This is a genomic window from Cylindrospermopsis curvispora GIHE-G1 (assembly GCF_014489415.1).
In the GTDB taxonomy this organism is placed as follows: Bacteria; Cyanobacteriota; Cyanobacteriia; order Cyanobacteriales; family Nostocaceae; genus Raphidiopsis; species Raphidiopsis curvispora_A.
Genome location: NZ_CP060822.1, coordinates 1,104,903 through 1,130,753 on the forward strand (window position 1 = coordinate 1,104,903; position 25,851 = coordinate 1,130,753).

18 protein-coding genes and 1 pseudogene are annotated in these 25,851 nt (G+C 40.5%); 10 read left to right on the forward strand and 9 right to left on the reverse strand.

Annotation, left to right across the window (positions count from 1 at the left end; genetic code table 11):
• Positions 1–5: 5 nt before the first annotated feature.
• Positions 6–2,141: an aminodeoxychorismate synthase component I gene (gene pabB, locus IAR63_RS05210; RefSeq protein WP_187706840.1), complete on the reverse strand. Its 2,136-nt coding sequence runs from the start codon at positions 2,139–2,141 to the stop codon at positions 6–8.
• A 376-nt stretch (positions 2,142–2,517) separates the two neighbouring features.
• Here pabB and IAR63_RS05215 point away from each other — a divergent pair, with 376 nt between their 5' ends.
• Both IAR63_RS05215 and IAR63_RS05220 read left to right on the forward strand, forming a co-directional pair.
• Positions 2,518–3,513, forward strand: coding sequence for an aldo/keto reductase (locus tag IAR63_RS05215; protein ID WP_096545733.1), 996 nt, complete (start codon positions 2,518–2,520; stop codon positions 3,511–3,513).
• A gap of 14 nt (positions 3,514–3,527) precedes the next feature.
• Positions 3,528–4,757: a DUF4336 domain-containing protein gene (locus IAR63_RS05220; RefSeq protein ID WP_187706841.1), complete on the forward strand. Its 1,230-nt coding sequence runs from the start codon at positions 3,528–3,530 to the stop codon at positions 4,755–4,757.
• 50 nt (positions 4,758–4,807) lie between these two features.
• Here the strand turns inward: IAR63_RS05220 and IAR63_RS05225 are convergent, their stop codons facing one another.
• From IAR63_RS05225 to IAR63_RS05235, 3 genes are all read right to left on the reverse strand, one after another.
• The gene (locus tag IAR63_RS05225; RefSeq protein ID WP_057177833.1) at positions 4,808–5,119 is read right to left on the reverse strand and encodes a hypothetical protein; all 312 of its coding nucleotides are present in this window, start codon (positions 5,117–5,119) and stop codon (positions 4,808–4,810) included.
• A gap of 37 nt (positions 5,120–5,156) precedes the next feature.
• Positions 5,157–6,584 carry a phosphoglucomutase/phosphomannomutase family protein gene (locus IAR63_RS05230; protein WP_187706842.1) on the reverse strand — a complete coding sequence of 476 codons (1,428 nt, stop codon included), beginning with the start codon at positions 6,582–6,584 and terminating at the stop codon, positions 5,157–5,159.
• A 61-nt stretch (positions 6,585–6,645) separates the two neighbouring features.
• Entirely contained in the window at positions 6,646–8,370 is a 1,725-nt protein-coding gene (locus tag IAR63_RS05235; RefSeq protein ID WP_187706843.1) for a transglutaminase domain-containing protein, read from the reverse strand.
• A gap of 152 nt (positions 8,371–8,522) precedes the next feature.
• Here IAR63_RS05235 and IAR63_RS05240 point away from each other — a divergent pair, with 152 nt between their 5' ends.
• Genes IAR63_RS05240 through purH form a run of 4 tightly spaced genes read left to right on the forward strand, consistent with a single transcriptional unit; the run spans position 8,523 to position 14,523 of the window.
• Entirely contained in the window at positions 8,523–11,384 is a 2,862-nt protein-coding gene (locus IAR63_RS05240) for a cation-translocating P-type ATPase (protein ID WP_187706844.1), read from the forward strand.
• A gap of 47 nt (positions 11,385–11,431) precedes the next feature.
• Entirely contained in the window at positions 11,432–12,547 is a 1,116-nt protein-coding gene (recF, locus tag IAR63_RS05245) for a DNA replication/repair protein RecF (protein WP_096545742.1), read from the forward strand.
• Between the two features lie 4 nt (positions 12,548–12,551).
• Positions 12,552–12,914 carry a VOC family protein gene (locus IAR63_RS05250; RefSeq protein ID WP_096545744.1) on the forward strand — a complete coding sequence of 121 codons (363 nt, stop codon included), beginning with the start codon at positions 12,552–12,554 and terminating at the stop codon, positions 12,912–12,914.
• Positions 12,915–12,972: 58 nt separating this feature from the next.
• Complete coding sequence (gene purH / locus IAR63_RS05255) at positions 12,973–14,523, forward strand: bifunctional phosphoribosylaminoimidazolecarboxamide formyltransferase/IMP cyclohydrolase (RefSeq protein ID WP_187706845.1); 1,551 nt, start codon at positions 12,973–12,975, stop codon at positions 14,521–14,523.
• A 21-nt stretch (positions 14,524–14,544) separates the two neighbouring features.
• Here the strand turns inward: purH and recG are convergent, their stop codons facing one another.
• The 4 genes from recG to rpsB form a co-directional block, all read right to left on the reverse strand.
• On the reverse strand, positions 14,545–17,007 hold the full coding sequence (gene recG, locus IAR63_RS05260; protein WP_187706846.1) for an ATP-dependent DNA helicase RecG: 2,463 nt from the start codon (positions 17,005–17,007) through the stop codon (positions 14,545–14,547).
• 35 nt (positions 17,008–17,042) lie between these two features.
• Positions 17,043–17,825: a hypothetical protein gene (locus IAR63_RS05265; RefSeq protein WP_096545750.1), complete on the reverse strand. Its 783-nt coding sequence runs from the start codon at positions 17,823–17,825 to the stop codon at positions 17,043–17,045.
• Positions 17,826–17,973: 148 nt separating this feature from the next.
• Complete coding sequence (tsf, locus tag IAR63_RS05270) at positions 17,974–18,915, reverse strand: translation elongation factor Ts (RefSeq protein WP_096545752.1); 942 nt, start codon at positions 18,913–18,915, stop codon at positions 17,974–17,976.
• A gap of 129 nt (positions 18,916–19,044) precedes the next feature.
• Positions 19,045–19,836, reverse strand: a complete 792-nt coding sequence (rpsB, locus tag IAR63_RS05275; RefSeq protein WP_187706847.1) for a 30S ribosomal protein S2 — start codon at positions 19,834–19,836, stop codon at positions 19,045–19,047.
• A gap of 235 nt (positions 19,837–20,071) precedes the next feature.
• Here rpsB and IAR63_RS05280 point away from each other — a divergent pair, with 235 nt between their 5' ends.
• From IAR63_RS05280 to IAR63_RS05295, 4 genes and pseudogenes are all read left to right on the forward strand, one after another.
• Positions 20,072–20,935 carry a sucrose-phosphate phosphatase gene (locus tag IAR63_RS05280; protein ID WP_187706848.1) on the forward strand — a complete coding sequence of 288 codons (864 nt, stop codon included), beginning with the start codon at positions 20,072–20,074 and terminating at the stop codon, positions 20,933–20,935.
• A gap of 42 nt (positions 20,936–20,977) precedes the next feature.
• Positions 20,978–21,298, forward strand: coding sequence for a hypothetical protein (locus tag IAR63_RS05285; RefSeq protein ID WP_187706849.1), 321 nt, complete (start codon positions 20,978–20,980; stop codon positions 21,296–21,298).
• A pseudogene (locus IAR63_RS05290) lies at positions 21,226–24,297 on the forward strand (DEAD/DEAH box helicase); the annotation flags it as partial. The gene IAR63_RS05285 and the pseudogene IAR63_RS05290, both read left to right, overlap by 73 nt.
• A 26-nt stretch (positions 24,298–24,323) precedes the next feature.
• Positions 24,324–24,908, forward strand: a complete 585-nt coding sequence (locus tag IAR63_RS05295; protein WP_057177790.1) for a Uma2 family endonuclease — start codon at positions 24,324–24,326, stop codon at positions 24,906–24,908.
• Here IAR63_RS05295 and IAR63_RS05300 read toward each other — a convergent pair.
• Positions 24,905–25,843, reverse strand: a complete 939-nt coding sequence (locus IAR63_RS05300; protein ID WP_057177789.1) for a glycosyltransferase family 2 protein — start codon at positions 25,841–25,843, stop codon at positions 24,905–24,907. The two genes, IAR63_RS05295 and IAR63_RS05300, sit on opposite strands and share 4 nt — an antisense overlap.
• Positions 25,844–25,851: the final 8 nt, after the last annotated feature.

The following is a 25,851-nucleotide window of genomic DNA, read 5'->3' on the forward strand; positions in this document are numbered from 1 at the left end:
AACGATCAACACTCAAAGCGATCGTAATTATCAAAAGGTGCTGTTTCTGTTCCTTGAATGGTGAGTATCATAGCATTAATCAATGATTTTCCTTTGAGGAGTGTTTCTTGAAACTCCATTTGGGGATCTGAAAGTGCGACAATACCACCACCAACCCCGATGCAAGTTTGTTCGGGTGTCATGACAGCAGTACGAATCACAATGTTTAAATCAGCTGAACCATTCAAACCCAAAAAGCCGATCGCTCCTGAATATACTCCTCTTGCTTCTTGTTCTAATCGGTCAATAATTTCCATAGTTCTGATTTTTGGGGCACCTGTCATTGAACCACCAGGGAAAGCATTACGAATGCAATCTATAGCAGTCATTCCTTCACGTAAATAACCCCGAATAGTTGTTACCAGTTGATGTACAGTGGCATAAGTTTCTACTTCCATTAATTTGGGAACATGAACAGTACCCACTGCACAAACTCTTCCTAAATCATTACGAAGTAAGTCCACAATCATCAAATTTTCCGCCCGATCTTTTTCGCTATTCTGTAATCTTTCACCCAGGATAAAATCTTCTTCTGGAGTTTTTCCGCGTGCAAGTGTTCCTTTAATGGGTTTGGTTTCTACCCAACCTTGAGGATCAATTTTTAAAAATCGTTCAGGAGATGAACAGGCGATCGCTAGATTACCAAAACGCAAAAATGCCGAGTAGGGAGCAGGATTAATTGAACGTAAGGTGCGATAAAATGCCAGTGGGTCAGGAGTGGTATTTGTTTTAATTTGATTGGTTAAACAAACTTGATAAGTTTCTCCTTCGTGAATTTCGACTAAACTTTTCTGAATATCATCAAGATAAGTTTTTTCAGATCGACTTAATCGAAAATTCACTGGTGTTTCTTTCTTTTCAGTAATAACAGGAGACAGAGGAGGCAGATTTTTAAGCTGTTGTTCCATCCATGTAAACCAGGTTTCTGCTGAAGCTGTTTCTCCTGACACAGTTAGGAAAAGTAAATAAACAGTTTGTTCTTGATGATCAATGGCAATCATGCGATCGGCAAACAAAAACATAGCATCAGGTAAGGTAGAATGATGCTTTAATTTGACTCCACATTCTGCCTTTAATTCATACCCAAAATAACCCACAAACCCGCAGTTAAAATCAAAGGGTAAATCATCAGATTTACAGTGTCTTTGTTCTAGTTCCCCCTTGAGATACTCAAAAATTCCCTCTTTCTTCAAACTGATCTGATCATATTTTGTAATTGTTAGTTCTTGAGATTGTGTTTGATAACGAATCAATAGACTGTTTTCACCACTACTATCTCCCATAAAAGAAAAGCGAGAAAGACCAGGTTCAACCCGACTACTATCTAACCAGAAAGCATTGGTTGATTCGCCAAACAAATGTACAAACATTTGCTCAGTATTAGGAAAAAAACTTAATTTGCGTGTACAAATTTCAAATTTTTGTTGCTGTTTTTGTTCACAACAATTGGTTAATAATAAAGGTGCATTTTGATTATTGCCCATCCAATATTTTTTAGTCATATTTTTGTTATTATCTTGGTTAAATTTATGGGTAATCTCTTTAAAATTCTCAAATAAAGTATGTCCATGTTCAGTACAGATTGACTCTGGATGAAACTGCACACCCCAGCGTGGTAAAGAACGATGACGTATTCCCATAATCAAATTGTCTGCTGTCCAGGCCACCTTTTCTAAACAGTCTGGTAAGTCATCTGCAACTAATAAGGAATGATAACGCACCACAGAAAAAGGAGAAGGAATTCCTGTAAGAACATCAGTTCCATGATGATAAACATCACTCAAGCGACCATGATGAACTTCTGGTGCATGAATAACTTTTCCTCCATACCCATTACCCAGTCCCTGATGTCCTAAACACACACCTAAAAGTGGAACTTTTGTATTTTGAATAGCTTGATGACAAATGCCAAAATCTTTTAAGTTCTCAGGACGACCAGGACCTGGTGAAATCACAATATTATCAAATTCCCACTTTTGTAGTTCTTCCCATGCTATTTGGTCATTGTATACTACAATCGGATACTCTCCATTAACTTCGGCAATTAATTGATAGAGATTGAAAGTGTAAGAGTCATAGTTGTCAATAATTAGAGTTTTCATTTTGTAAATCTCGCAAGTAGGTTGAAATTTTATTTCCAGAGCTGTTTGTCAATCCCATCTAATATCCTCCCTACGACCACCAACACCTGATATTCCCCGTGGGTGGATAAAAATGTTGGGTTTCGTTCCTCAACCCAACCTACACTAAGATTTTGCGCCATTTCAGGAGTGACTATGCTATCACATTCCTACCCCTTCGACCACGAAAAAACTTATCTCAACCCCCTATAAATATAATTTTTTCTTATTTTTGCCATGTTATTGTGGTAAATTACCTCAGAAGGCGATCGCTCGGTTACTTAAATTCCTTATTATACAATCCTGTTCCACAAGAGCTTATAATTTTACCGAGAGTGGTGTAAACATTTCAATTCATATGGCAACCAATCAATTAATATCATTACCCAGTATGGGATGTGGGACATGGTCTTGGGGGAATCAACTGCTTTGGGGATACAAACAAAGCATGGATGAGCAATTACAAGAGGTATTTAATCTTTGTGTAGATAATGGTGTCACCCTGTTTGACACAGGAGATTCCTATGGAACGGGAAAACTCAAGGGAAGAAGTGAAATACTGTTAGGAAAATTCAGCAGAGACTATGAGCATTCCCATCCAGAGAGACTGAATCAACGCGATATTTGTATTGCGACAAAATTAGCAGCTTATCCTTGGAGATGGACGAGAAAATCCATTATTTCTGCTTGTGATGCTTCCGCTAAAAGACTAGGTAAAAATGTTGATTTAGTTCAGATGCACTGGTCAACAGCCAATTATGCACCTTGGCAAGAATTAGGTTTATTGGATGGTTTGGCTGACTTATATGCACAGGGTTTGGTCAAAGGTGTGGGACTGTCTAATTACGGAACTAAAAGACTTTTATGGGTACACAAAAGATTTGCTGAAAGAGGTATACCTATAACAAGTCTACAGGTACAATATTCTTTGTTATCAACCTATCCGGTAACCGAATTGGGTTTAAAAGATGTTTGTGATAGTTTGGGGATTAAATTAATTGCCTATAGTCCCTTAGCATTAGGTTTACTTACGGGTAAGTTCCGAGAAAACGGCCAATTGCCCAAAGGAATACGGGGAATTTTATTTCGACAAATGTTACCGGGTATTAAGGGACTTTTGGGAACTTTAGAAGAAATAGCAAATAGTCGAGGTAAAACCATGGGTCAAGTAGCTATTAATTGGTGTATCTGTAAGGGAACAATTCCTATTCCTGGTGCTAAAAATCGAGAGCAAGCAAAACAAAACTTGGGAGCTTTGGGTTGGTTTTTAAATAATGGTGAGATAGCTGAATTAGATGTTGCAGCTAGCAAGAGTGAGAAAAAAATGGTGCAGAACATTTTTCAAACTAATTGACAAGGTGGTTCAAGGTGAAGATAATACCAGACAAAGATAATATAAATTTTGATTCCCATGGGAGCAACCCCTATTTATGGAAGTTTTGGGGTGTTCTCCCTATTTATCCCTACAATCAACGTCGCACTGTTCGTCAAGAGGTGGTTAAGGATACTATCTGGACCTTTGATCAAATCCAGGGGGTTTTTTATGTGGTTGTACCCATCCGCATGACGGTGATTAGGTTGGCACAAGGTGGTTTGTTAGTATATGCACCTGTTGCTCCCACTAGGGAGTGCATTAAATTAGTAAATGAATTAGTGGCCTTGCATGGAGATGTAAAGTACATTATTTTGCCTACAGTCTCTGGACTTGAGCATAAGGTGTTTGTGGGACCGTTTGCTAGGGAATTTAGTCGAGCAAGGGTTTTTGTAGCTCCCGAACAGTGGAGTTTTCCCCTGAATTTACCTTTGAGTTGGTTAGGTTTACCAGGGAGACGCACCCAAATATTACCCCAAGACCCTCATGAGACTCCCTTTAGTGATGAGTTTGATTATGCTATCCTTGGACCAATTAATTTGGGACTAGGCAAATTTGGGGAGGTGGCTCTATTTCATAAGCAATCCCGCACTTTAATGGTTACGGACACAATAGTTTCCGTTTCCGTGGATCCACCAGCAATAATTCAATTGGATCCATTTCCCCTACTTTACCATGCTCAGGAAAAAGGTGGTGATACTGTTCCTGATAGTTTACAAAACCGACGGAAAGGGTGGCAAAGAACTGCTCTCTTTGCTTTTTATTTCCGTCCCAGTGTGGTGGATGTACCTCCATGGAAGGATATATGGCAAGATGCCAAAAATTTGTCCCAGCGCAATTTGAGAAATTATTTTGGTTTTTTCCCCTTCCGCTGGAAACCAGACTGGGAAGAGTCTTATGAGTTGCTCACCAGGGGAGGAGAAATTTTTGTCGCTCCCGTTTTGCGAACCCTAATTTTAAACAGGGCTCCCCAAGTAACTATAAATTGGGCAAACCGGGTAGCGAAGTGGGATTTTGCACGGATTATTCCCTGTCATTTTGACGCACCCGTTACTGCTACTCCCCAAGAATTTAGAAGAGCTTTTAACTTTTTGGAGAAAGGTTCTGGTGACTCACCGGATAGTAATAATAAGGTGGAGGAGGATTTACAGGTTTTGAGGGATATTGACCGGGGATTAAATAATTGGAACATTGTCCCACCCGCTCAGGATTATTCAAAACCATAATTGAAAACCTTAACCGGAATTCCAGGGTTCGGTAAACCGAACCTTATCTTCTACCGAAAATCCTCATCCACAAAAAAGTCCCCTTCCTCATCAGCGGAATTCCCAGATCCCCCCATGTTCCCCAACAATTGCCCAAATGATACGGTAATTAAACCGACCACTACCCAAAAGGCTAACATTAACCCAAAGGGAACTTGTATAGATTGAAAAACTAAAAATCGTAGGGATATTGGTGTGGCATTTTGTACGGAAATTAACGCGATCGCCAGAATCCAAGTAGCTAGAACTACTGATAGAAATAGTGTAAATAGACTGGGGAGGTTTTTCATGGTTGAGGAATTAAAAAGGAGTTGGGGGGTCAAAAGGTAGAATTTTCGCTCGTGACCCAATCCCTATTCACTATGCTAACTGAGCAATTTCTGCTTCCATGGTCTTAGCAATCTCACCCAGTTTTTCTGGGGAGTTGGTTTCTATATAAACTCTGACCAGGGGTTCTGTACCTGATGGACGCAATAGGATCCAACTACCCTCTGCTAAATACAGTTTAATTCCATCCTTTCTACCTACTTCCTTAACGCTAATACCAGCTACTTGGGAAGGGGGATTTTGGGTGTAGGATTTAATTACAGCATTTTTGTGAGCTTCCGTTAGGTGTAAGTCTAAGCGGTTGTTGTATAGCGGTCCATCCGCTTCTGCTATGGCTTCCTGAACTAATTGACTTAATGGTTTACCCTCGTATGCTATAGCTTCTGCTACTAGCATATCAGCTAATACACCATCCTTTTCCGGAATATGCCCAATCACACTTAAACCACCGGACTCTTCACCTCCAATTAACACGGTGGTTTCCCGCATTTTTTCGCCTATGTACTTAAAACCCACAGCAGTTTCATAAATTGGCAGACCATATTTGGCTGCAAAGTTATCTAATAGGTGGGTAGTCGCTACGGTTCGGACTATGGCACCACTTTTACCTTTGTTTTTGATTAAATGTCTGGCTAAAACCAATAATACTGTATTGGGGGTCAGCACGTTACCCAGCTCATCTACAATCCCAAAGCGATCGCTATCACCATCCGTTGCTAAACCTAAATCAGCTTTGTCGTTTTTAACAGCTTCCACTAGTTCTACCAGTTGGTCACCCTTAGGTTCTGGCATACCCCCGCCAAATAACACATCTCTCCAGGTGTGGAAACTTTCCAGTTGGGTTCCACAATACTGTAATACCTCATCTAAATAACCACGGGATGTGGAATACAGGGCATCATATTTAACCTTTAAATTGGCACTCCTAATTTTTTCTACGTCCAGTAATTTGTAGATGAAATCAAGGTAATCAGGTTTAGGATCAAAGGTGGAAATTGTGCCTGATGGATTAGATCCTGGTAATTCGTCCGATGCCGTTTCTATATTGGCGACAATGGTATCCGTAATTTCTGGGGTGGCTGGACCTGCATAATCTGGTATGTATTTAATCCCACAATAGGGAGCTGGATTATGACTAGCGGTAAACATCAAAGCACCTGCGGAATTCAGGTGTTTTGCATTGTAAGCTATGACTGGTGTTGGACAGTCTCGAACGGTAATTTTCACATCCCAACCTAAATCGGCCAAGACTGCTCCGGAAGTTCTGGCAAACTCGTCAGCGAGAAATCTTGTGTCGTAGGCGATTAAAACAGGTCTGCTCTTGTCGTAGGCAGTTTCCAGATAGGCTGCTATTGCTCTAGTTACTTTTCTAACATTAGAAAAGGTGAAATCATCGGCAATAATTCCCCGCCATCCGTCTGTACCAAATTTGATTTTACCAGAATTGCTAGGGTTACTCATTTTACTACTCTCTCTTGTAGATTATGATTACTCTACTGTTCTTGATTATTCCAGATGTTGATCAAACCATTCCATTGGGACTAACATTTTCTTCCTGATCTTTATGCTCTGAGAATTCTATGGGTGGTAATTCCTTAAGGATGGTAAACCGAATGTGGTTAATGGCTAATTCCCCAATGGATAACTCTTCCTTGGTTAATCTTTGACCATTGCTGCTTATGGTCTCAAAGGAAACCCCTTTACCAATTTCAATATGATACCAACACAAACCCATGAAAAATCTGGTGGGGTAGGGACCATAATCCCCAATGTCGTCCGGATTGGATTCCATGGGTAACCAACCAAAATTGGGAATGTAAAACTCTAACCACACATGATTAAAGTCGGGTTGCAGGGGAACGCCTTTTAATTCTGGGTAGGGTGGACATTTATACCTACCCACCGTGCGGCAGGGAATGCCATTTAAACGACATAAAGCTAGTAATACACCCACGTATTCTCCACAGGACCCAACTCCTCGACCTAGCACTATATCGGGGGTGTCTATATGGGGCTTAATTCCGTATGATAGCTCATCATAAACGTAGTTACGAATGCTATACATTTTGCGCAGTAGGTTGGTTTCTGAACCCACAGCTTCATGAGCAGCACGCCGCACGATGACCGTATTCATCGCTAAATCGTCGTCATCTACTAAATAGCGTGTTTGTAATTCCAAGGTCGGTTCTGGTATTTCTTCCGTATCTTTGGGAGTAATACGATACTTAATACCTCGTACTTCCAATAGTGCCTTCCAACCAAATATATGCCTTTCGCCGGGAACAAGGGTATCAAATTTGAACACTGCAATCCTTTGTCCAGAAATTACCTCTTCGGTGAAGGGTAGACCAATGGGCTCTACCTGTTTGACTTTTTGCCTTTCAGTTTCCGATGGGAGTGCAATACGCCATTCAATATCGGTTAAGTAAACTTCTTCTAGGGGAGCAATTTCTTCAACATAGGACATTTCCACTAAATAACCATTAGACAGTCCATAGCGTTTATCTGGATCATAATGATAGTGAAGTGGGTGAATAAAGGTTACGTCCCGATAGGTTAACTCGTGGTTAGGATCAGCGTTAGGGTTGTCACGAATGTAAGGCTCCTCCAAAGAATAGGAGACGTATAAAATATCTTTATCTGTATGGTCTTGATGGTATATGGCAATACCAGTTGGGGATGCAAAGGGAGTAAGGACACTAAAACGAACTTCTCCAGTAGCCCGATCCATTGAGTAGACAGTTTGTTCCGTGCGATCGCATATCCAAAGGGTTTCCTGACTGACTGCTAAATTTTGTTTACCTACTCCAGGGGCGTAGAATCGGGTAATTTCTTTACGTGTGTCTCTGTCAAAAATCAGGATATAACCCATTCTCTGACAGCTAATATAAACAGTGGCATCCCAAACAGCAATGCCATCAGCATTATATGGTAGGGTGGCAAAATGTTCCAAACCCAGGGAGTTTAGTTTACATAAATAGACGCTATTACCACGGGTAACCCAAAGGGTGTCTTCCCAAACTGCTAAACCGGTGACATCAGTAAATTCTTTTACCTGGTGAGGATTGAGAATTTTACTATTGTCGGAAACCGGGTCAATTTGGAGTAAATGTCCCTTGAGGGAGTCAATGGCAAGGAGTTGATCTTTAATAAAAGCGATACCATAGATGGTAGCAGCAGTCACTGGTCGAATTGTTTTTTGCCCAAACATCTGGCTAACATTGAAATTAGGGAGTATCAAACTCATATTATTCCGTCATATTATTCATATTATTTTATTGGTGGTCTCCACTGTTTACAGTAACTAGTCACCAATGAGGTATTTGATGGAATTTCTGCCATCACTCAATTATGATCGAATTTTGTAACCATTTCCCGTAACTTACACAAACTTACACAATGTCTGCCCATTCTTTGCCTGAAGATGCCGCAGTTTGGCATAGTTTAGAGATAGATAAAGCTTTAGAGCTGCTTGATAGTAATGCTGATGATGGCTTAACACCATCCCAAGTTGAAGAACGTTTACTCAAGTATGGTTCTAATGAACTGGAAGAACACGGTGGACGTAGTCCCTGGCAAATTCTCCTCGACCAGTTCACTAACATCATGTTGTTGATGCTGATTGGTGTGGCCTTCATTTCTGGTTTTTTGGACTTTTTGTCCCTACAACAGGGGACCTTAAAGTCGGGAGAAGTTCCTTTTAAAGATACAATTGCAATTATGGCAATTGTGATTCTTAATGGTGTACTTGGATATGTCCAAGAAAGCCGAGCAGAAAAAGCTTTAGCAGCTTTGAAAAAGCTATCATCTCCCTCAGTGCGTGTACTTCGCAATGGCAAATTAGCGGATATAGCAGGGAAAGACCTTGTACCCGGTGATGTGATGTTGCTGGAAGCAGGAGTGCAGGTAGCTGCTGATGGACGTTTACTGGAACAGTCAAACCTGCAAATCAGAGAGTCCGCCCTGACCGGTGAAGCTGAAGCAGTAAGTAAACAAGCTGTACTTACCTTGCCTAAAGATGCTGCATTGGGCGATCGCCTAAATTTAGTTTTTCAGGGGACAGAAGTAGTCCAAGGTCGTGCCAAGGTTGTGGTCACTAATACTGGGATGACAACAGAGCTGGGAAAAATAGCTGCTATGCTCCAGTCAGTGGATAGTGAACCCACTCCTTTGCAGCAGCGCATGACCCAATTGGGTAATGCGTTAGTCACCGGTTCTTTAGTATTAGTAGGGATTGTTGTCCTGACTGGCATCATCCAAGCGCGTGGTTTTAGTAACATACAAGAACTGCTGGAAGTATCCCTCAGCATGGCAGTAGCAGTAGTCCCAGAAGGTTTACCTGCGGTAATTACCGTAACTCTGGCTTTGGGGACTCAACGTATGGTCCGTCATCATGCTTTAATTCGCAAACTCCCAGCAGTGGAAACCTTAGGATCGGTAACCACTATCTGTTCCGATAAAACCGGGACTTTAACTCAAAACAAAATGGTGGTGCAGTCCGTTTACACTAATCAAAAAGGTTTTAGAGTTACAGGGGAAGGTTATGCTCCCGTGGGTGATTTTCAATTAAAAGGGCAGAATATTGATTTAGAAGACCATCCAGAAATATCTGGTTTATTAGTGGCCTGTGCTGTATGTAATGACTCCGTACTACAAAAGGAAGCTGGAGAATGGGCAATTTTGGGAGACCCCACTGAAGGAGCTTTAATGACCTTGGCGGGGAAAGCTAGTATTGAAAGAGATCAGTGGAATAGCAAATTACCCCGGGTGTCTGAGTTTCCCTTTTCTTCTGAACGCAAACGCATGAGCGTGATCTCCCAAATACAGGAAGTGGCCACTGGTAATCCTGGCATTAGTGGTGTTGACCCCATAATAGCTGGATTTGTCAGTTCAGAACCCTATTTAATGTTCACTAAAGGTTCCCCAGAATTAACTTTGGCTCGCTGTAATCAAATTTACTTGGGTAATGGCAGTTTTCCCATAGAAGAGGAGCAACGTAGTCAAATTCTGATTGCCAATGATCAAATGGCTTCCCAGGGTTTACGAGTTCTGGGTTTGGCCTATAAACCTTTGAAGGAAATCCCACCAGAAGCATCCGAGGATACCTCAGAAAATGAGTTGGTGTGGTTAGGTTTAGTGGGTATGTTGGATGCACCCCGCCCAGAAGTACGTGCAGCTGTCGCAGAATGTCGTCAAGCTGGAATTCGCCCCATTATGATTACTGGTGACCATCAGTTAACTGCACGGGCGATCGCTGTGGATCTGGGTATTGCTGATAAGGATGCTAGGGTGGTTACCGGTCAAGATTTACAACGGATGAGTGACCAGGAAATAGAAGACCAGGTAGATTTAGTCAGCATTTACGCTAGAGTTTCTCCCGAACACAAATTGCGAATTGTTCAAGCATTGCAAAGACGCGGTAGATTTGTGGCCATGACAGGTGATGGGGTTAATGACGCTCCTGCTCTTAAACAAGCTGATATTGGTATTGCGATGGGCATTACTGGTACAGATGTGAGCAAGGAAGCTAGTGATATGGTGTTGTTGGATGACAACTTTGCTACCATAGTAGCAGCTACTAAAGAAGGTAGAGTGGTTTATACGAATATTAGAAGGTTTATTAAGTACATTTTGGGCAGTAATATCGGTGAGGTTCTCACCATTGCAGCAGCACCAATTTTGGGTTTGGGTGGTGTTCCCCTTAGTCCTTTACAAATCCTGTGGATGAACCTAGTGACTGATGGTCTACCAGCTTTAGCTTTAGCTGTGGAACCTCCGGAACCGGATGTGATGCAGCGCCCCCCCTTTAGTCCCCGGGAAAGTATTTTTGCCAGAGGACTGGGATCTTACATGGTTCGCATTGGCATTGTATTTGCCATCATCACTATTATCCTGATGGAATGGGCTTATTTCCATGTTAAGTCCGCAACGGGAGATGGTCTGAGTCCTGAACGCTGGAAAACTATGGTTTTTACCTCTTTGTGTATCGCCCAAATGGGCCATGCGATCGCCATTCGTTCTAATAACCAACTGACAATTGAAATGAATCCCCTATCCAATATATTTGTGTTAGGAGCAGTAATTGCAACAACTATTTTACAGTTGTTATTAATCTATGTTCCACCTTTGAGGGATTTCTTTGGTACCCATTATTTACCTTTGCATGAGTTGTTCATCTGTATAGGGTTTAGTGCCTTAATGTTTGTTTGGGTTGAGTGCGAAAAAATATTCTTCCGGGTTATGGGTAAGAAGAATGTTTAACAGTTAATTGGGGGAATGGGGAAATGGGTTAAATCTTCCATATCAAAATGTATTTACAATCTTTAGAGCTGCGACATTTTCGCAATTATCAGGAACAAAAAGTTGAGTTTACAGCACCGAAAACCATCTTAGTTGGTAATAATGCCCAGGGAAAATCTAATTTATTGGAGTCAGTGGAGTTATTGGCCACATTAAGATCCCATCGTTTGGGTAAGGATCGTGATTTTATTCAGGAGGGTGCAGAAATAGCACAAGTCAGTGCGATATTAGAAAGAATAACGGGAGTCAATGATTTAACCTTACATTTGCGTCGAAATGGTCGTCGCAGCGTGGCTATAAATGGAGAGAAAGTTCGCAGACAAATGGATTTTCTGGGTATTTTAAATGCCGTAGAATTTTCTAGTTTAGACTTAGAATTAGTGAGGGGTAGTCCCGCCATTCGTCGGACTTGGTTAGACACTCTCTTAGTGCAGTTGGAACCCGTATATGCCCATATCTTGCATCAATATAACCAGGTCCTGCGTCAACGTAATGCATTTTTAAAAACCAGTCAACAGACGGGAATCAAAAATCATGATTCTGAATTAGCAATTTGGGACGCCCAGTTAGTCACTACGGGAACAAAAGTTATGAGAAGGCGAAATAGGGCAATTCAGAGACTAGCACCCATTGCGACAGATTGGCATTCGAGTATTAGCGGTAAAACGGAAAAACTACAAATCAACTATATGCCCAATGTACCAATACCAATAGATGAACAACAAGAATTACCACATTTTTTTTTGGACAGAGTGCAACAGCATTCTGCTATAGAATCATATCGGGGTACAACTTTAGTTGGACCTCACCGAGATGAAATAGAATTAATAGTTAATGGAACTCCCGCTCGTCAATATGCTTCCCAAGGTCAACAGCGTACATTGGTTTTAGCGTTAAAATTGGCGGAACTACAGTTAATTGAAGAAGTGGTTAATGATACTCCTTTACTATTATTGGATGATGTGTTGGCAGAATTAGATCTTTCGCGCCAAAATCAATTATTGGATGCTATTCAAGATCGGTTTCAGACTTTAATTACGACCACTCATTTGGGAGCATTTGATGCCCAATGGCTAAATTCTTCACAAATTCTCTTTGTCAAATCCGGAACAATTTCTAAATAATATAATGGAAATCATTCAAAGTCTCCACACCACCATACTGGTCACTGACTTAGAAAAGTCAGAACAATTTTATGGCACTATATTAGGACTGGCTAAAATTGAACGCCCCCTGAAATATCCAGGTGTATGGTATCAAATTGGTCACCATCAAATACATTTAATTCTTGCTCCATCTGTTCCTACTCAAAACCAAAATCACAAATGGAGTCTGAATCCCCATATAGCTTTCTCTGTTCTAGATTTGACCACAGCACAGCTAGAACTACAAAACCAGAATGTGACCTTTCAAACCAGCTCATCCGGTCGTCGCGCCATTTTTATCCAAGATCCAGATGGTAATATTGTGGAGCTGGCCCAAGCAGGATAATTCCTGGTAAAATGACCTTCTATCACAAATTTTTTATCCCCAAGGAATCCAGGAAATTATGGCCCGTCTGGCATTAATAAGTGTATCTAATAAAACAGGTATAGTTAACTTGGCCCGTACCTTAGTAGAGGAATTTCAGTTTGATATTGTTAGTAGTGGAGGAACAGCCAAAACCCTGAAGGAAGCTGGCATACCTGTCACTAAAGTATCTGATTACACTGGATTCCCTGAAATATTAGGGGGTCGGGTTAAAACTCTTCATCCTCGTATACATGGTGGTATTTTAGCACGACGTGACATTCCTCAGGATATGATAGACCTGGAAAATAATCAGGTTCTTCCCATTGATCTGGTTGTTGTTAATTTATATCCCTTTGAAGAGACTATTGCCCAGTCTGATACTACCCTGGCTCAAGCAGTAGAGCAAATTGATATTGGTGGTCCAGCAATGTTGCGCGCTGCATCCAAGAACTTTGCCCATTTAACGGTATTATGTCATCCCGAACAATATAGTAGTTATTTACAACAATTACGGGAAAATGGATCAGTTTCCCTGGAATTTCGCCAAAAATGCGCCTTGCAGGGATTCTCGCACACAGCTAGTTATGATCATGCGATCGCAACTTATCTCTCAGAGAGAGAAAATCCCAGTTTATCTGAAAATGACCTGACAGAAAACTACAGTATTGCGGGTAAGCGAATTCAAACCCTACGTTATGGTGAAAATCCTCATCAACCTGCAACCTGGTATGGGACAGGTAGTAAGCCAACTGGTTGGACTTCAGCAATAAAGTTGCAAGGTAAGGAACTTAGCTATAATAATTTAGTAGATTTAGAAGCTGCTAGACAAATTATTGCTGAATTTACAGATCTGCCAGCAGCGACAATTATTAAACATAATAATCCCTGTGGAACTGCTGAAGCTGATACTATTTTTACTGCTTATCAAAATGCCTACAATGCTGATAGTGTATCGGCTTTTGGTGGAATTGTCGCCCTCAATCGCCCTATTGATACTCCAACTGCATTGGAACTAACTAAGACATTTCTAGAATGCGTAGTTGCTCCCGATTGTGATCAAGAAGCACAAGGGATTTTAAATAAAAAGGGTAATGTGCGAGTCTTAATTTTACCAGACCTATGGAGTGGACCAAAGGAAACAGTCAAAGCAATAGCAGGTGGTCTTCTAGTACAAACTGCTGATGATACAATTGCTGATAGTGCTAAATGGCAGGTTGTCACTAAAGTTAAACCTACTCCAGAAGAATTGGCAGAATTACTATTCGCTTGGAAAGTTTGCAAGCATGTCAAATCTAATGCTATTGTAATCAGTAAACAGAGAACCACTCTAGGTGTGGGTGCAGGCCAAATGAATCGGGTTGGTTCAACCAAAATAGCTCTAGAACAAGCGGGAGCAGGAACTAAAGGTGCTGTTTTAGCCAGTGATGGTTTTTTCCCCTTCGACGATACAGTGAGAACAGCTGCTGCTGCTGGTATTACTGCTATTGTGCAACCAGGAGGAAGTTTACGAGATCAAGATTCCATCAAAGCTGCTGACGAGCTTGGTTTATCAATGGTGATGACTGGTGTGAGGCATTTTTTGCATTAGCATGACAAATAAAAATTAACACTAGGTCAAAATTGCCCCTTCCATTAAACGCTTATACCTGTACTGTAACTCATCCTTCATCAATGGCCAACGCTCTAAACTAACATCCATGTCAATCACCCTTTCCGCTGCTTGTCGCGCTAACAGCAATACTTCCTCGTCTTCCACTAAACTAGCAAGAGTAAAATCTGCCACTCCAGATTGACGAGTTCCCATGACCTCTCCTGGACCGCGAAAGCGCATATCCATTTCAGAAATAAAAAACCCATCTTGTGACTGCTCTAAAACCTTCAATCGTTGTTGAGCATCCGGGTTTCTGGAACTACTCATTAAGAGACAATAGGACTGGGCCACACCTCTACCCACACGTCCCCGCAGTTGGTGTAACTGGGACAGTCCAAATCTCTCCGCATGTTCAATTAACATCACAGTAGCATTAGGTACGTCTACCCCTACTTCTACCACAGTAGTAGAAACCAAAATTTGGGTTTGGTTATCTCGGAACTTATTAATAGCTTCTTCTTTTTCTGTGGAAGTCATTTTTCCATGCAATAATCCCACTTGAAAAGTGGGGAAAACAGTTTCTTGTAATTTTTGATATTCATCTATAGCTGAACGTAAATCTAATTTTTCTGACTCTTCTACCAGGGGTAAAACTACATATACTTGTCTACCTTGGGCAATTTCTCTTCTAATTAAATCGTAAGCTTGTGGTCTTTGATGACCTGTGAGGAGAGAAGTTTTGATTTGTTGTCTTCCTGGTGGTAACTCATCAATTTGACTTACATCCAAATCTCCATGTACTGTTAATGCTAAAGTTCTAGGAATGGGTGTAGCAGTCATGGTTAGGACGTGAGGTTGTTCCCCTTTTTGTTGTAATTTAGCCCTTTGTTCTACGCCAAATCGGTGCTGTTCATCAATCACGACTAGACCTAAACGGTGAAATTTCACCTTGTCTTGAATTAAAGCATGGGTTCCCACCAGAAGAGGTAATTCTCCCGTTTCTAATTGGGAGTGAATTTCTCTTCTTTTGCTAGTTTTAGTAGAGCCAGTTAGTAATTCTACTGGTAAGTGCAAAAGATTAAACCAAGTTACTAATTTACGATAATGTTGTTCTGCTAATACTTCTGTAGGTGCCATTAAGGCTGCTTGATAACCTGATTGAATGGCTGTTAAAATGGCAACTACAGCAACAACAGTTTTACCTGAACCTACATCGCCTTGTACCAAACGATTCATGGGTATGGGCTTTTGTAAGTCATTTAGGATATCATTAATCACTCTTTGTTGGGCGTTAGTAAATTTAAAAGGTAAAATTTCATGAAATTGATCCAATAATTTGCCACTAGGTGCAAGAATAGCACTAGCTTGGTTAGCTTTAGCTTGTTTTTGCCTTTGTAATAAACCTACTTGTAAGTAGAAAAATTCATCAAATACTAACCTTCTCCTGGCCATTTTCAAGGTGTCACTATCTTGGGGAAAATGAATGTTAGGAATTGCCTGTTTTAATTCAATTAAGTTGTATTTTTTACGTAGACCAGGTGGTAAAGGATCTTGCAAACTTTTGGCAGATGGCAAAACTGCCATTACTGCTTGTCTGACTGCGTTAGCAACCACACCCTCTGTTAAACTATAAATTGGTACAACCCTACCAATGGTGAAAGAGTCTATAGCATCACCGGAATTGGCTAACACTTCTATTTCTGGATTATCTAATGTTAGTCCATATCTACTAGGCTTGACTAAACCACAAGCTGCAACCAAAGTACCAGGCGTATAACGTCGCTTCAAACTTTCTTGCCAACCTTTGCTACTAAAGCGGGAACCAGCGTAAAATCTACTAACCTTTAATTGTCCAGTTTGGTCTTTTAATATCAGTTCTAAAATTGACAATTTCTGATTTTTAGGACTGGTAAAACAATTACAACGTCTGACCTCCCCAATGATGGTTACGGTTTCACCTCCTTGTAATTCTCGAATATTTACCTGACGTGCATAATCAATATAATCCCGTGGATAATAAAACAACAGATCTCTGACGGTTACCAATTCTAACCGGTACAGATTTTCGGCTCTTTTGATGCCAATTTCCGGTAAATCACGAAGTTTTTGATCGATTTTTGGAGCTGGTTTGTGGTTAACTTCATTCACAAGGGGAGTGGTTTTCACCAATTTGGCAGACGATTCGATATCTTTTAATTGGCATTGTAATCGGTCTTGTAACTGACCCAGATAGGTTCCTAAGTCCTTGACTAATTTCTCTCGGATTTCTATGGCTAAATGGGGATATTGGATAAATTGAGAGGTTATATAGTCCCAATGTAATTTCTCTTCCCCTGGTAAACCCTCTGGAAACTGGCTAAAGGTTAAACTAATAAATTCACTAAAGCGGTATTGTTTACCCACCAAATCCCCAAAACCGGAATCGGCCTCTATTGATAATGCCTTATACAGTCTTCTCCAGTCAGGTGTTTGATTAGTCATAGTTATCAATTAGCTTAATTGATTCAATATCATCATCAAATATCGTCAAACCAACTAGCACGCCAAGCGGATTCCGCTTGGGCTATTTTTAATTCTTGATTTTTTTTACTATACTCCTTAGCTAACTTGTTAATTTGCAGCAAAATAACACGAATTTGCTTACTCTTTTCTAAGAGTTTGTGATTGGCAAATTCAATATCTCCCAATCGCAAATTGATGGTGACTAACTGGGTTAAGGTGGAATCTTCCGATTCTTTTTCATTAGTAATTTCTATGACCAAGTTTAACAAATTTGGTGGTCCTGCTATTACTTCTGTGGTTGCTTCTGAAGCTGCTGCTGCTAAAATCGGTTCTGGTAATTTCTTGGGTAAAAGTCCTGCTTTTTGCAACAGAAGGTTAGCTTCCAAAGAAACTGTCTTTAGTGTGTTTTGTATTCCCTCCTCTACATTGCGATGCCATTGTACCACTTCTATGGGATTAGAAAAATCTAAGGATTTTGCCTGGGGAACCTGTGGATCTTCCGTATTTTCCGGTCTTTTTGTTTCTAAGTAAACTAGTAGTTGTTGGGCAGCTTTTCTTCCCAGTTGACGGGTGCTTTGTTGCAGTTGTTGGCGTTGATTAAGGGATAGATGTAAGAACTTCTCTGGATATCCCTGAGTACATAAATGGTAAACAGCTAAAATTAATTGTTTGTGTATGGATTCTCCTAATTGAACTAGATAATCACCATAATTTTCTTGCAGTTGTGTTGCTACAGAACTGAAGTTTTGTTTTAAGTTGTCGATGTCTTCTTCTATTCGCTCTACTGGTCTTGTCATACATATAATAAATCACAATAAATCAGAGCTACCTCCCAGATTAATCCGGGAGGTTTAAGTTTATCCTAACACAATCTAGGGTTTATTTCGGCGCGATTAAACTGGTATGAATCAAGTTTTGATAATTGTTGCTCTACTCACAACCAACTTACTTAGTGCCAATTTGAGCAGCTACCTCTTCGGCAAAGTTGCTTTCTTGCTTTTCAATACCTTCACCTAATATGTAGCGAACAAACTCATGTACTTTGATTTTTCCGGACACTTGGGATTCCACTTGTCTAATTAGGTCTGCTACAGATATATTTTGGTCCCGGATATAAGGTTGATCTAACAGGGTCATTTCTCTAAGACGTTTGTCAATTCTTCCTTGAACAATCTTTTCTTTAATGTTGGCTGGCTTATTGCCCAGATCTTCCTTACCCATTTCAATCTCTTTTTCCTTTTGGACAACCTGGTCAGGAATTTTGTCCACACTTACATATTCCACATTGGGACAAGCTGCTACTTGCATTGCAGTGTTCTTAGCTAGGCTTTTCACCTCTTCGTTCGCCGCAGCGGTTCCTGTATCAACAATAATGGAAACTAACACACCCACTCTACCACCAGTGTGAATATATCCATCTATTGCTCCGGGTGCATCCTCCAGGGAAAAGTTGACAAAGCGACGCACCTGAATATTTTCACCGAGGGTAGCAATGGTTTCCTTGATATATTCATCTACGGTGACGCTGGCATTTTCAATATAGGGTTGGGCCAGTAAAGATGTTACATTGTTAGCATTTATCGCTTGTTTAGCTAAGTTCTTAACTAATAACTTAAAAGCGTCGTTTCTGGCAACAAAATCTGTTTGACAGTTAACCTCTATTAGTACCCCCCTATTCCCATCCGGTGTAGTATAGATGTCCACTAACCCTTCCGCAGTCACGCGATCGCTCTTCTTACCCGCTGAAGCAATACCTTTTTTTCTTAGCCAATCTATAGCTTCGTCTATATTGCCCTGAGTTTCACTTAGAGCCTTTTTACAGTCCATCATGCCTGCACCAGTTTTTTGGCGTAGCTCTTGCACGAGTTTTGCTGATATTTCTGCCATGTTCCCTCAATTTTGTTGCGATTAAATACTTACTTGGTTACGTTGTTAATTTTCACGACAAGAGTTACCAGGTTAACGAATTCTGGGATCAAGTGTTCCACCTGATCCCAAACTGTTCCTCAATTTTTATTATTCTTCATCATCGTCATCTGAGAAAGAGTCCACAAACTCCGATTCGTCGTATTCGTAATCTTCCTCAGCACTTTCGTAGTCCTCATAATCAGATTCTACTTCCAATTGACCATGACGACCCTCATAAATGGCATCCGCTAATTTACCCACAATGAGCTTAATAGAGCGGATAGCATCATCATTAGCTGGGATAGGAATATCTACCGTATCCGGATCACAATTGGTATCCAGCATAGAAACAATGGGAATACCCAGTTTTTGACATTCCTGAACAGCATTATACTCCCGTCTTTGGTCAACAATTATCACCACATCGGGTACTTTTCGCATGTTCTTAATGCCACCTAAGTATTTTTGTAGCTTAGACATTTCTCGCCTCAGCATTGAAGCTTCTTTCTTAGGCAATAAATCCAAGGCACCATTTTCTTCTCGCCGTTCTAAATCCTTGAGACGGTCTGCTCTGGTTTTAATCGTTGCCCAGTTGGTAAGCATTCCACCCAACCAACGCTGGTTAATGTAGTGAGAACCACAACGGTTAGCTTCTTGGGCAATAATCCCTGCTGCTTGTCTCTTTGTGCCTACAAACAAGAACTTTTTCCCCTGTTCTGCTTGAGTACGCATATAATTATATGCATCATCCATTAACTGTGCTGTTTGCACCAAATCAATGATATGTACTCCATTGCGAGCAGTGTATATATAGGGAGACATTTTGGGGTTCCAACGTCTGGTTTGATGACCAAAGTGAACTCCCGACTCCATCATTTGAGCCAAAGAAACTACGGGCATATGTAATCACTCCTATTCGGGTTAAACCTCCATCTAGGCGTATTTCTAAAGCAGAAACACCCGAATCCCCAGATGTGCGGAATTTAATCAACTAGACTAGGATAGCAGAATCTTCACCAATTGTGCCACTCCTGGTTGGGAATTCCAGCAACTTTAGTTTTTAATTTTTAAAAAATTTTCAAAAATAGGATACCTAGAAGAATTCTTCCCACTTCCCAAAAACATGACCCAAATTATGATAAAATCACGCACTAATACTGTTCTCCCATTAGGATCTAATAATGTGTGTGCAAAAAAATTCCTATTTGTCAGTGATCTAGACCATACCTTAGTGGGTAATGACTTGGCTATGCTAAAGCTTTTAGATGATTTACAAAGCCATCGCAGTCAACATGGTACAAAAATTGTCTACTCCACAGGGCGATCGCTTCACTTATATGAAGAACTACAAAAATCCCAAAAAGAGAAAGGGAGGGAACTACTGGAACCGGACATTTTGGTTTGTGCAGTAGGTACGGAAATATACCAGTACGACCACAATAACCACCATAATGGTAAGGAAGAACTAGTGTTAGATTGGGAGTGGTCCAAACATCTATCTCGTGATTGGGATAGAGAATTAGTAGTAGCAACCGCAGTCAATTTTCCCAGTTTAAAGCCCCAACCAGAAAGCGAACAGAGACCATTTAAGGTCAGCTATTTTGTCCAAGAAGAAAAAGCTGTACAAATTGCTTTAGAGCTAGAAAATTTTCTAGTTCAAGAAGCCAAACTAGACATTCAAATTATCTGTAGTCATAGTGACCACCAAGAATATAATAGGAATTTAGACATTTTACCAAGTTCGGCAAACAAGGGTATGGCCATGACCTTTGTGAGAGAAAAATTAGGAATAGATGTAGAAAAAACAGTTGCTTGCGGGGATTCTGGCAATGATATTGCCCTATTTGCCAACAGGCAAGAAAAAGGCATTATTGTGGCTAATGCTAAGCGAGAATTGCTAGATTGGCATAATAATAATCCCAGTGGCAATCGCTATTTGGCAAAAACTAGTTTTGCCGATGGTATCGCAGAAGGTTTACGTTATTTTAACTTGCTTTAATCACTTCAATTTTTACCTGTTCTACCCAAATCATAGTACTATATGACCAATCAAATATCCTCCACGAGAAACAAGCAAGCCCATCTTCTTGAGACCTACTTAAATTTACCTCCTGCTCATCAAAACATCCTGGAAATACTATCGATCATTTATGAAAAAATAAATAAGAGTTCAGTTTTATCATGTCTGGTTACTGCTGGTTTATCAGACGAGACAAATATTCCTTGGAATACTAAATCTCTCAATCGCCAGATTGACAACCTAGCACAGCAGGATCTATTAGTGCAGTTGCCAAAAAGCTTTTACCCAAAGTATTGGGAAAATTATACAGCAGTGCTGTCTTCTCCGGTTATCACTGGTTAGCCATAGAAGCAGCAAATTTGTTATCTCGGATTGACTCTAATAGTAATTACCAAACAAGAACACAAACTCTACAGAAATATACTAATATTGAAACCATAGTAGATATATTAAAACCTCAGCAAGAATGGGAGATTCGTCTGCAAGCTTTGGCCGGGATGCAAAAAGAATCCCACACTATCAACGAATCGGACACGCGAACGCGTTTGATCTGGCTCGTAAAATTCCATTCTGGCCAATGTTTCCTACAACCCAAGGAACAAAAAAGTAGTGTGAAGGGAGAATGGAGCAAGGGTCGTCAAATCTCCCTGAAACGTTTGAGTACAAACTTATCAGCATTAAATTATATCACACCCCAAGATATAAAAGTCTGTAGTTGTATTGAAGTATTTAGTTACGAATATTCCTATAATAAACTTGACTATGGGTTCAACGAAAGGGCAATTTTAGCTTTAATTGGACATCCCCTAGTATTTTGGGAGGATGCTCCTAATACTCGGGTAGAAATAGTCAAAGGAGAGATGGAATTTTTAGTAAAAAAAGACGACCAGGATCATTTAACCATAGAATTATCACCTAAAATAACAACAAACAATATTGTTTGCGTGAAAGAAACCCCCACCCGCATCAAAGTTATTGAAATTACACCCCAACATAGGCGCATCGGAGAGATTCTGGGTTACGAAAATAAGTTGACTGTCCCCATGATTGCTGAACAAAAAATTTTGGCAGCTATCAATGCTGTTTCTGGGATTGTCACTGTTCATTCTGATATCAGTGAAAATGTGGAAGGTGTGGAAGAATTGACCGCCCAAACCCTACCCTATATTCATCTATTACCCAACAATGCGGGTTTAAAGGTTAGCTTACTATCCCATCCCTTTGCTGAGGGTGGACCATACTTTCATCCAGGTGTTGGTGGGGAGAGGGTAATTGCTGAAATAGAAGGCAAACGTTTACAAACCAGACGCAATCTAGCCCAAGAAAGAGAATTATCTCAATCTGTTATTCGTGACTGTCCCACTCTGATGAGTGTTCATGAACAAGATGGTGAATGGCTAATAGAAGATCCAGATCAGTGTTTGGAGCTGTTACTGGAACTACAAGCATTAAAGGATAGAATAGTTGTAGAATGGCCCCAAGGGGAGAAAATGCGTGTTAGTTATCGAGCTGACTTGAAAGACTTCAATTTGTCAATTAAACGTCAAAAGGATTGGTTTGCTGCAACTGGTGAATTGGAATTGAGTGAAAACCTAGTTTTAGGTATGGAGCAACTCTTACAGTTACTCGATAAAACCCCCAGTCGGTTTATCCCTATGGGTGATGGTGAGTTTTTGGCATTAAGTGAAGTCTTTCGTAAACAACTGGACGAGCTACGACTTTTTTCAGAAACCCATGGTAAGGGGCTAATGTTTCATCCCCTAGCAGCATCAAGTCTACAAGAATTTGTAGATAATGTGGGCAACCTGAAAGCAGATAAACATTGGAAAGACCATATCAGTCGTCTCAGGGAAGTCCAAAGTTTACAACCGGAACTACCATCTACTTTTCAAGCAGAACTGCGGGACTATCAAATGGAAGGTTTTTGTTGGTTGGCACGGTTAGCTCATTGGGGTGTGGGAGCTTGTTTGGCTGACCAAATGGGACTGGGAAAAACTGTACAAGCATTAGCTGTTATTACTAGAAATGCCCATACCGGACCAACTCTAATTATTGCCCCAACTTCGGTGTGCATGAATTGGGTCGTGGAAGCAAATAAATTTGCTCCTACCCTCAATGTTATTCAGTTTGGTACCAACACTCGTGTGAGCGATCGCACTTTATCTGACAAAGATTTAGATGGAGAGGAGACACCAGTTATTTCTAGTCGGCAAAAATTATTGGATCAGTTACAACCCTTAGATATGTTGGTATGTAGTTATGGTTTACTGCAACAGGATGATGTGGCTCGAATGCTATCTCAGGTAGAATGGCAAACCATAGTTTTAGATGAAGCTCAAGCTATCAAAAACCTCAATACTAAACGTTCCCAAGCTGCAATGGGTCTGAAAGGTAATTTTAAGTTAATTACTACTGGAACGCCCATTGAGAACCATTTGGGTGAATTATGGAATTTGTTCCGCTTTATTAATCCTGGGTTATTGGGTTCTTTTGATAGCTTTAATCAGCGGTTTTCTACACCAATTGAAAAACATCAGGACAAACAAGCCAGAAATAAACTGAAAAAACTGATTCAGCCATTTTTGCTGCGGCGGACAAAAAGTCAAGTGTTGCAAGAGTTACCTTCTCGTACGGAAATTCTCCTTCATGTAGAATTGAGTCGGGAGGAAAAGGTGTTCTATGAAGCTTTACGTCGTCAAGCCATTTCTAAACTGAATGAAAGTGATGCAGATCCGGGTAAAAAGCATTTGCAGGTTCTGGCAGAAATTATGAGACTACGTCGCGCTTGCTGTAATCCCAGTTTGGTTATGCCTAATACTGATTTATCTAGTTCTAAATTACAGCTGCTAGGTGAGGTGCTGGCGGAACTGCTGGAAAATCATCATAAAGCATTAGTATTTAGTCAGTTTGTAGATCATTTGCACATCATCCGTAATTATCTGGAGAGCAAAAGTATTAAATATCAATATTTAGATGGTAGTACGCCTATGGCGGAAAGGAAAAGAAGTGTGGACAGTTTTCAAGCTGGAGATGGGGATATATTTCTCATTAGCTTGAAAGCAGGAGGTACAGGATTAAATTTGACAGCTGCTGATTATGTAATTCACACAGATCCCTGGTGGAATCCAGCTGTTGAAGATCAGGCTTCTGACCGCGCCCACCGGATTGGACAGCAACGCCCTGTTACTATTTATAGGCTAGTAGCAAAGGATACTATTGAAGATAAAATTGTAGAACTACACCATCATAAGCGAGATTTGGCGGATACTTTATTGGAGGGTACTGATATGAGTGGTAAGATTTCCATGGAGGCTCTATTACAATTGATTAATGATAGTTAAGTAATCCTTTTTATTAGCCAAAACAGATGATTGTAGCCAAGGACCAAACCCCTTACCTGACTCCAGAGGAGTATTTCACCTGGGAGTCCACCCAACCGGAAAAATACGAATATATCGATGGTCAAGTTTATGCCATGGGTGGTGGTAGTATCAATCACGGTCGGATCTCTATACGCTTTACTTCTATGCTAGACAGTTACCTAGAAGACACCGGGTGTATTACTGGCAATTCCGATATCAAAGTGAATATTTTGGGTAGTAATAACTATACTTACCCAGATATCAGTGTTACCTGTGATGATAGAGATAAAGCTAATACTCAATATATTACCTACCCCTGTCTTATTATTGAAGTTTTATCCCCCAGTACGGAAGCATACGATAGGGGTGGCAAGTTCCGAATGTACCGCAAAAACCCAGCTTTGATAGATTATCTTCTAGTTAGTTCTACTAGTATGGAAGTTGATCTTTATCACAAAAATGACAGAGGTGACTGGTTGATTATTAACTACAAACCGGGGGAAGTTATTGAACTGCAAAGTATTAACTTCAATTTTCCTATTGACCAGGTCTACCGGGGTTTAGATTTGACTAAACAATGTTATTTCTAAATAGCTCTCTTAAAGATATCATTGTAGGCTTGATAAACACCTTTAACGTTGTACCAGTTAAGAAAGATTCTGGCTATTTCTAAAGCAAGCTGTGGTTTACCTAAATTAATTAACCACTGCAACAGGGGAGCCATTGTCTTTTCGTTTAATAGCCCGTTCAAGGATAGTATTCCCCATAGCAATCGGTGAAAGAACGTCATTTGAATCATCATTTTCACTTCCCAAGTGGGATGTTTCTGATAAAACAAAACCCCCATTTTTCCCCTTTGAATTTCCTTGTCAATTAAATTGTGAATTTGTTGCAAACTAAAGGGTGGGTGCCAATGATAACCTACTGCTTGGGGACATTTGATTAGTTGTAAACCCAGTTTTTTTAACCTCACACCTAATTCTAAATCCTCCCAACCATATAACTGGAAACCTGTGTCAAACAAACCTGCTTTCTCTAACCAGTGTTTGGGAATTGCTACATTACCCGTGGCAAAAAAAGCTGCGGAAAAATCTGTGATTTTATAGGGTTCGGCGGTGGGATCCTCAAAATTACAAGTGTTAATTACCGCACCATAGGTAAATAGGCGATCGCCGCCCAGTCTTTTTTTCCCCTGAGTTAAAGCATCACTATGAGCCTCTAAAAAGTTCTCTAGAACTACTAAATCGCTGTCAATAAAAATAATTGTATCCCCCATGGAATTTTGCACTCCTAAGTTTCGTGCTGCTGCTGGACCTGCATGATCCTGTTGAAAGCAGCGAACATGGGGAAATAGATCTTGATGTTTTGCTAACCAGTCCAAAGTGCCATCGGTGGATCCATCATCCACCAAAACTACTTCGTAACCTGTGACTTGACTGGTGTAACTCTGGTTTTCTAAAGCGGTAAGACACTTTTGTAAAATCGGTAGTCGGTTGTAAGTGGGAATAATAACACTAAAGAACACTATTTCAC

Excerpts from the sequence above, each read along its gene's own strand:
- pabB (WP_187706840.1), bottom strand. The coding sequence starts at position 2,141 with ATGAAAACTCTAATTATTGACAACTATGACTCTTACACTTTCAATCTC.
- IAR63_RS05215 (WP_096545733.1), top strand. The coding sequence starts at position 2,518 with ATGGCAACCAATCAATTAATATCATTACCCAGTATGGGATGTGGGACA.
- IAR63_RS05230 (WP_187706842.1), bottom strand. The coding sequence starts at position 6,584 with ATGAGTAACCCTAGCAATTCTGGTAAAATCAAATTTGGTACAGACGGA.
- IAR63_RS05235 (WP_187706843.1), bottom strand. The coding sequence starts at position 8,370 with ATGAGTTTGATACTCCCTAATTTCAATGTTAGCCAGATGTTTGGGCAA.
- IAR63_RS05240 (WP_187706844.1), top strand. The coding sequence starts at position 8,523 with ATGTCTGCCCATTCTTTGCCTGAAGATGCCGCAGTTTGGCATAGTTTA.
- recF (WP_096545742.1), top strand. The coding sequence starts at position 11,432 with ATGTATTTACAATCTTTAGAGCTGCGACATTTTCGCAATTATCAGGAA.
- IAR63_RS05250 (WP_096545744.1), top strand. The coding sequence starts at position 12,552 with ATGGAAATCATTCAAAGTCTCCACACCACCATACTGGTCACTGACTTA.
- purH (WP_187706845.1), top strand. The coding sequence starts at position 12,973 with ATGGCCCGTCTGGCATTAATAAGTGTATCTAATAAAACAGGTATAGTT.
- recG (WP_187706846.1), bottom strand. The coding sequence starts at position 17,007 with ATGACTAATCAAACACCTGACTGGAGAAGACTGTATAAGGCATTATCA.
- IAR63_RS05265 (WP_096545750.1), bottom strand. The coding sequence starts at position 17,825 with ATGACAAGACCAGTAGAGCGAATAGAAGAAGACATCGACAACTTAAAA.
- tsf (WP_096545752.1), bottom strand. The coding sequence starts at position 18,915 with ATGGCAGAAATATCAGCAAAACTCGTGCAAGAGCTACGCCAAAAAACT.
- rpsB (WP_187706847.1), bottom strand. The coding sequence starts at position 19,836 with ATGCCCGTAGTTTCTTTGGCTCAAATGATGGAGTCGGGAGTTCACTTT.
- IAR63_RS05280 (WP_187706848.1), top strand. The coding sequence starts at position 20,072 with ATGATAAAATCACGCACTAATACTGTTCTCCCATTAGGATCTAATAAT.
- IAR63_RS05285 (WP_187706849.1), top strand. The coding sequence starts at position 20,978 with ATGACCAATCAAATATCCTCCACGAGAAACAAGCAAGCCCATCTTCTT.
- IAR63_RS05295 (WP_057177790.1), top strand. The coding sequence starts at position 24,324 with ATGATTGTAGCCAAGGACCAAACCCCTTACCTGACTCCAGAGGAGTAT.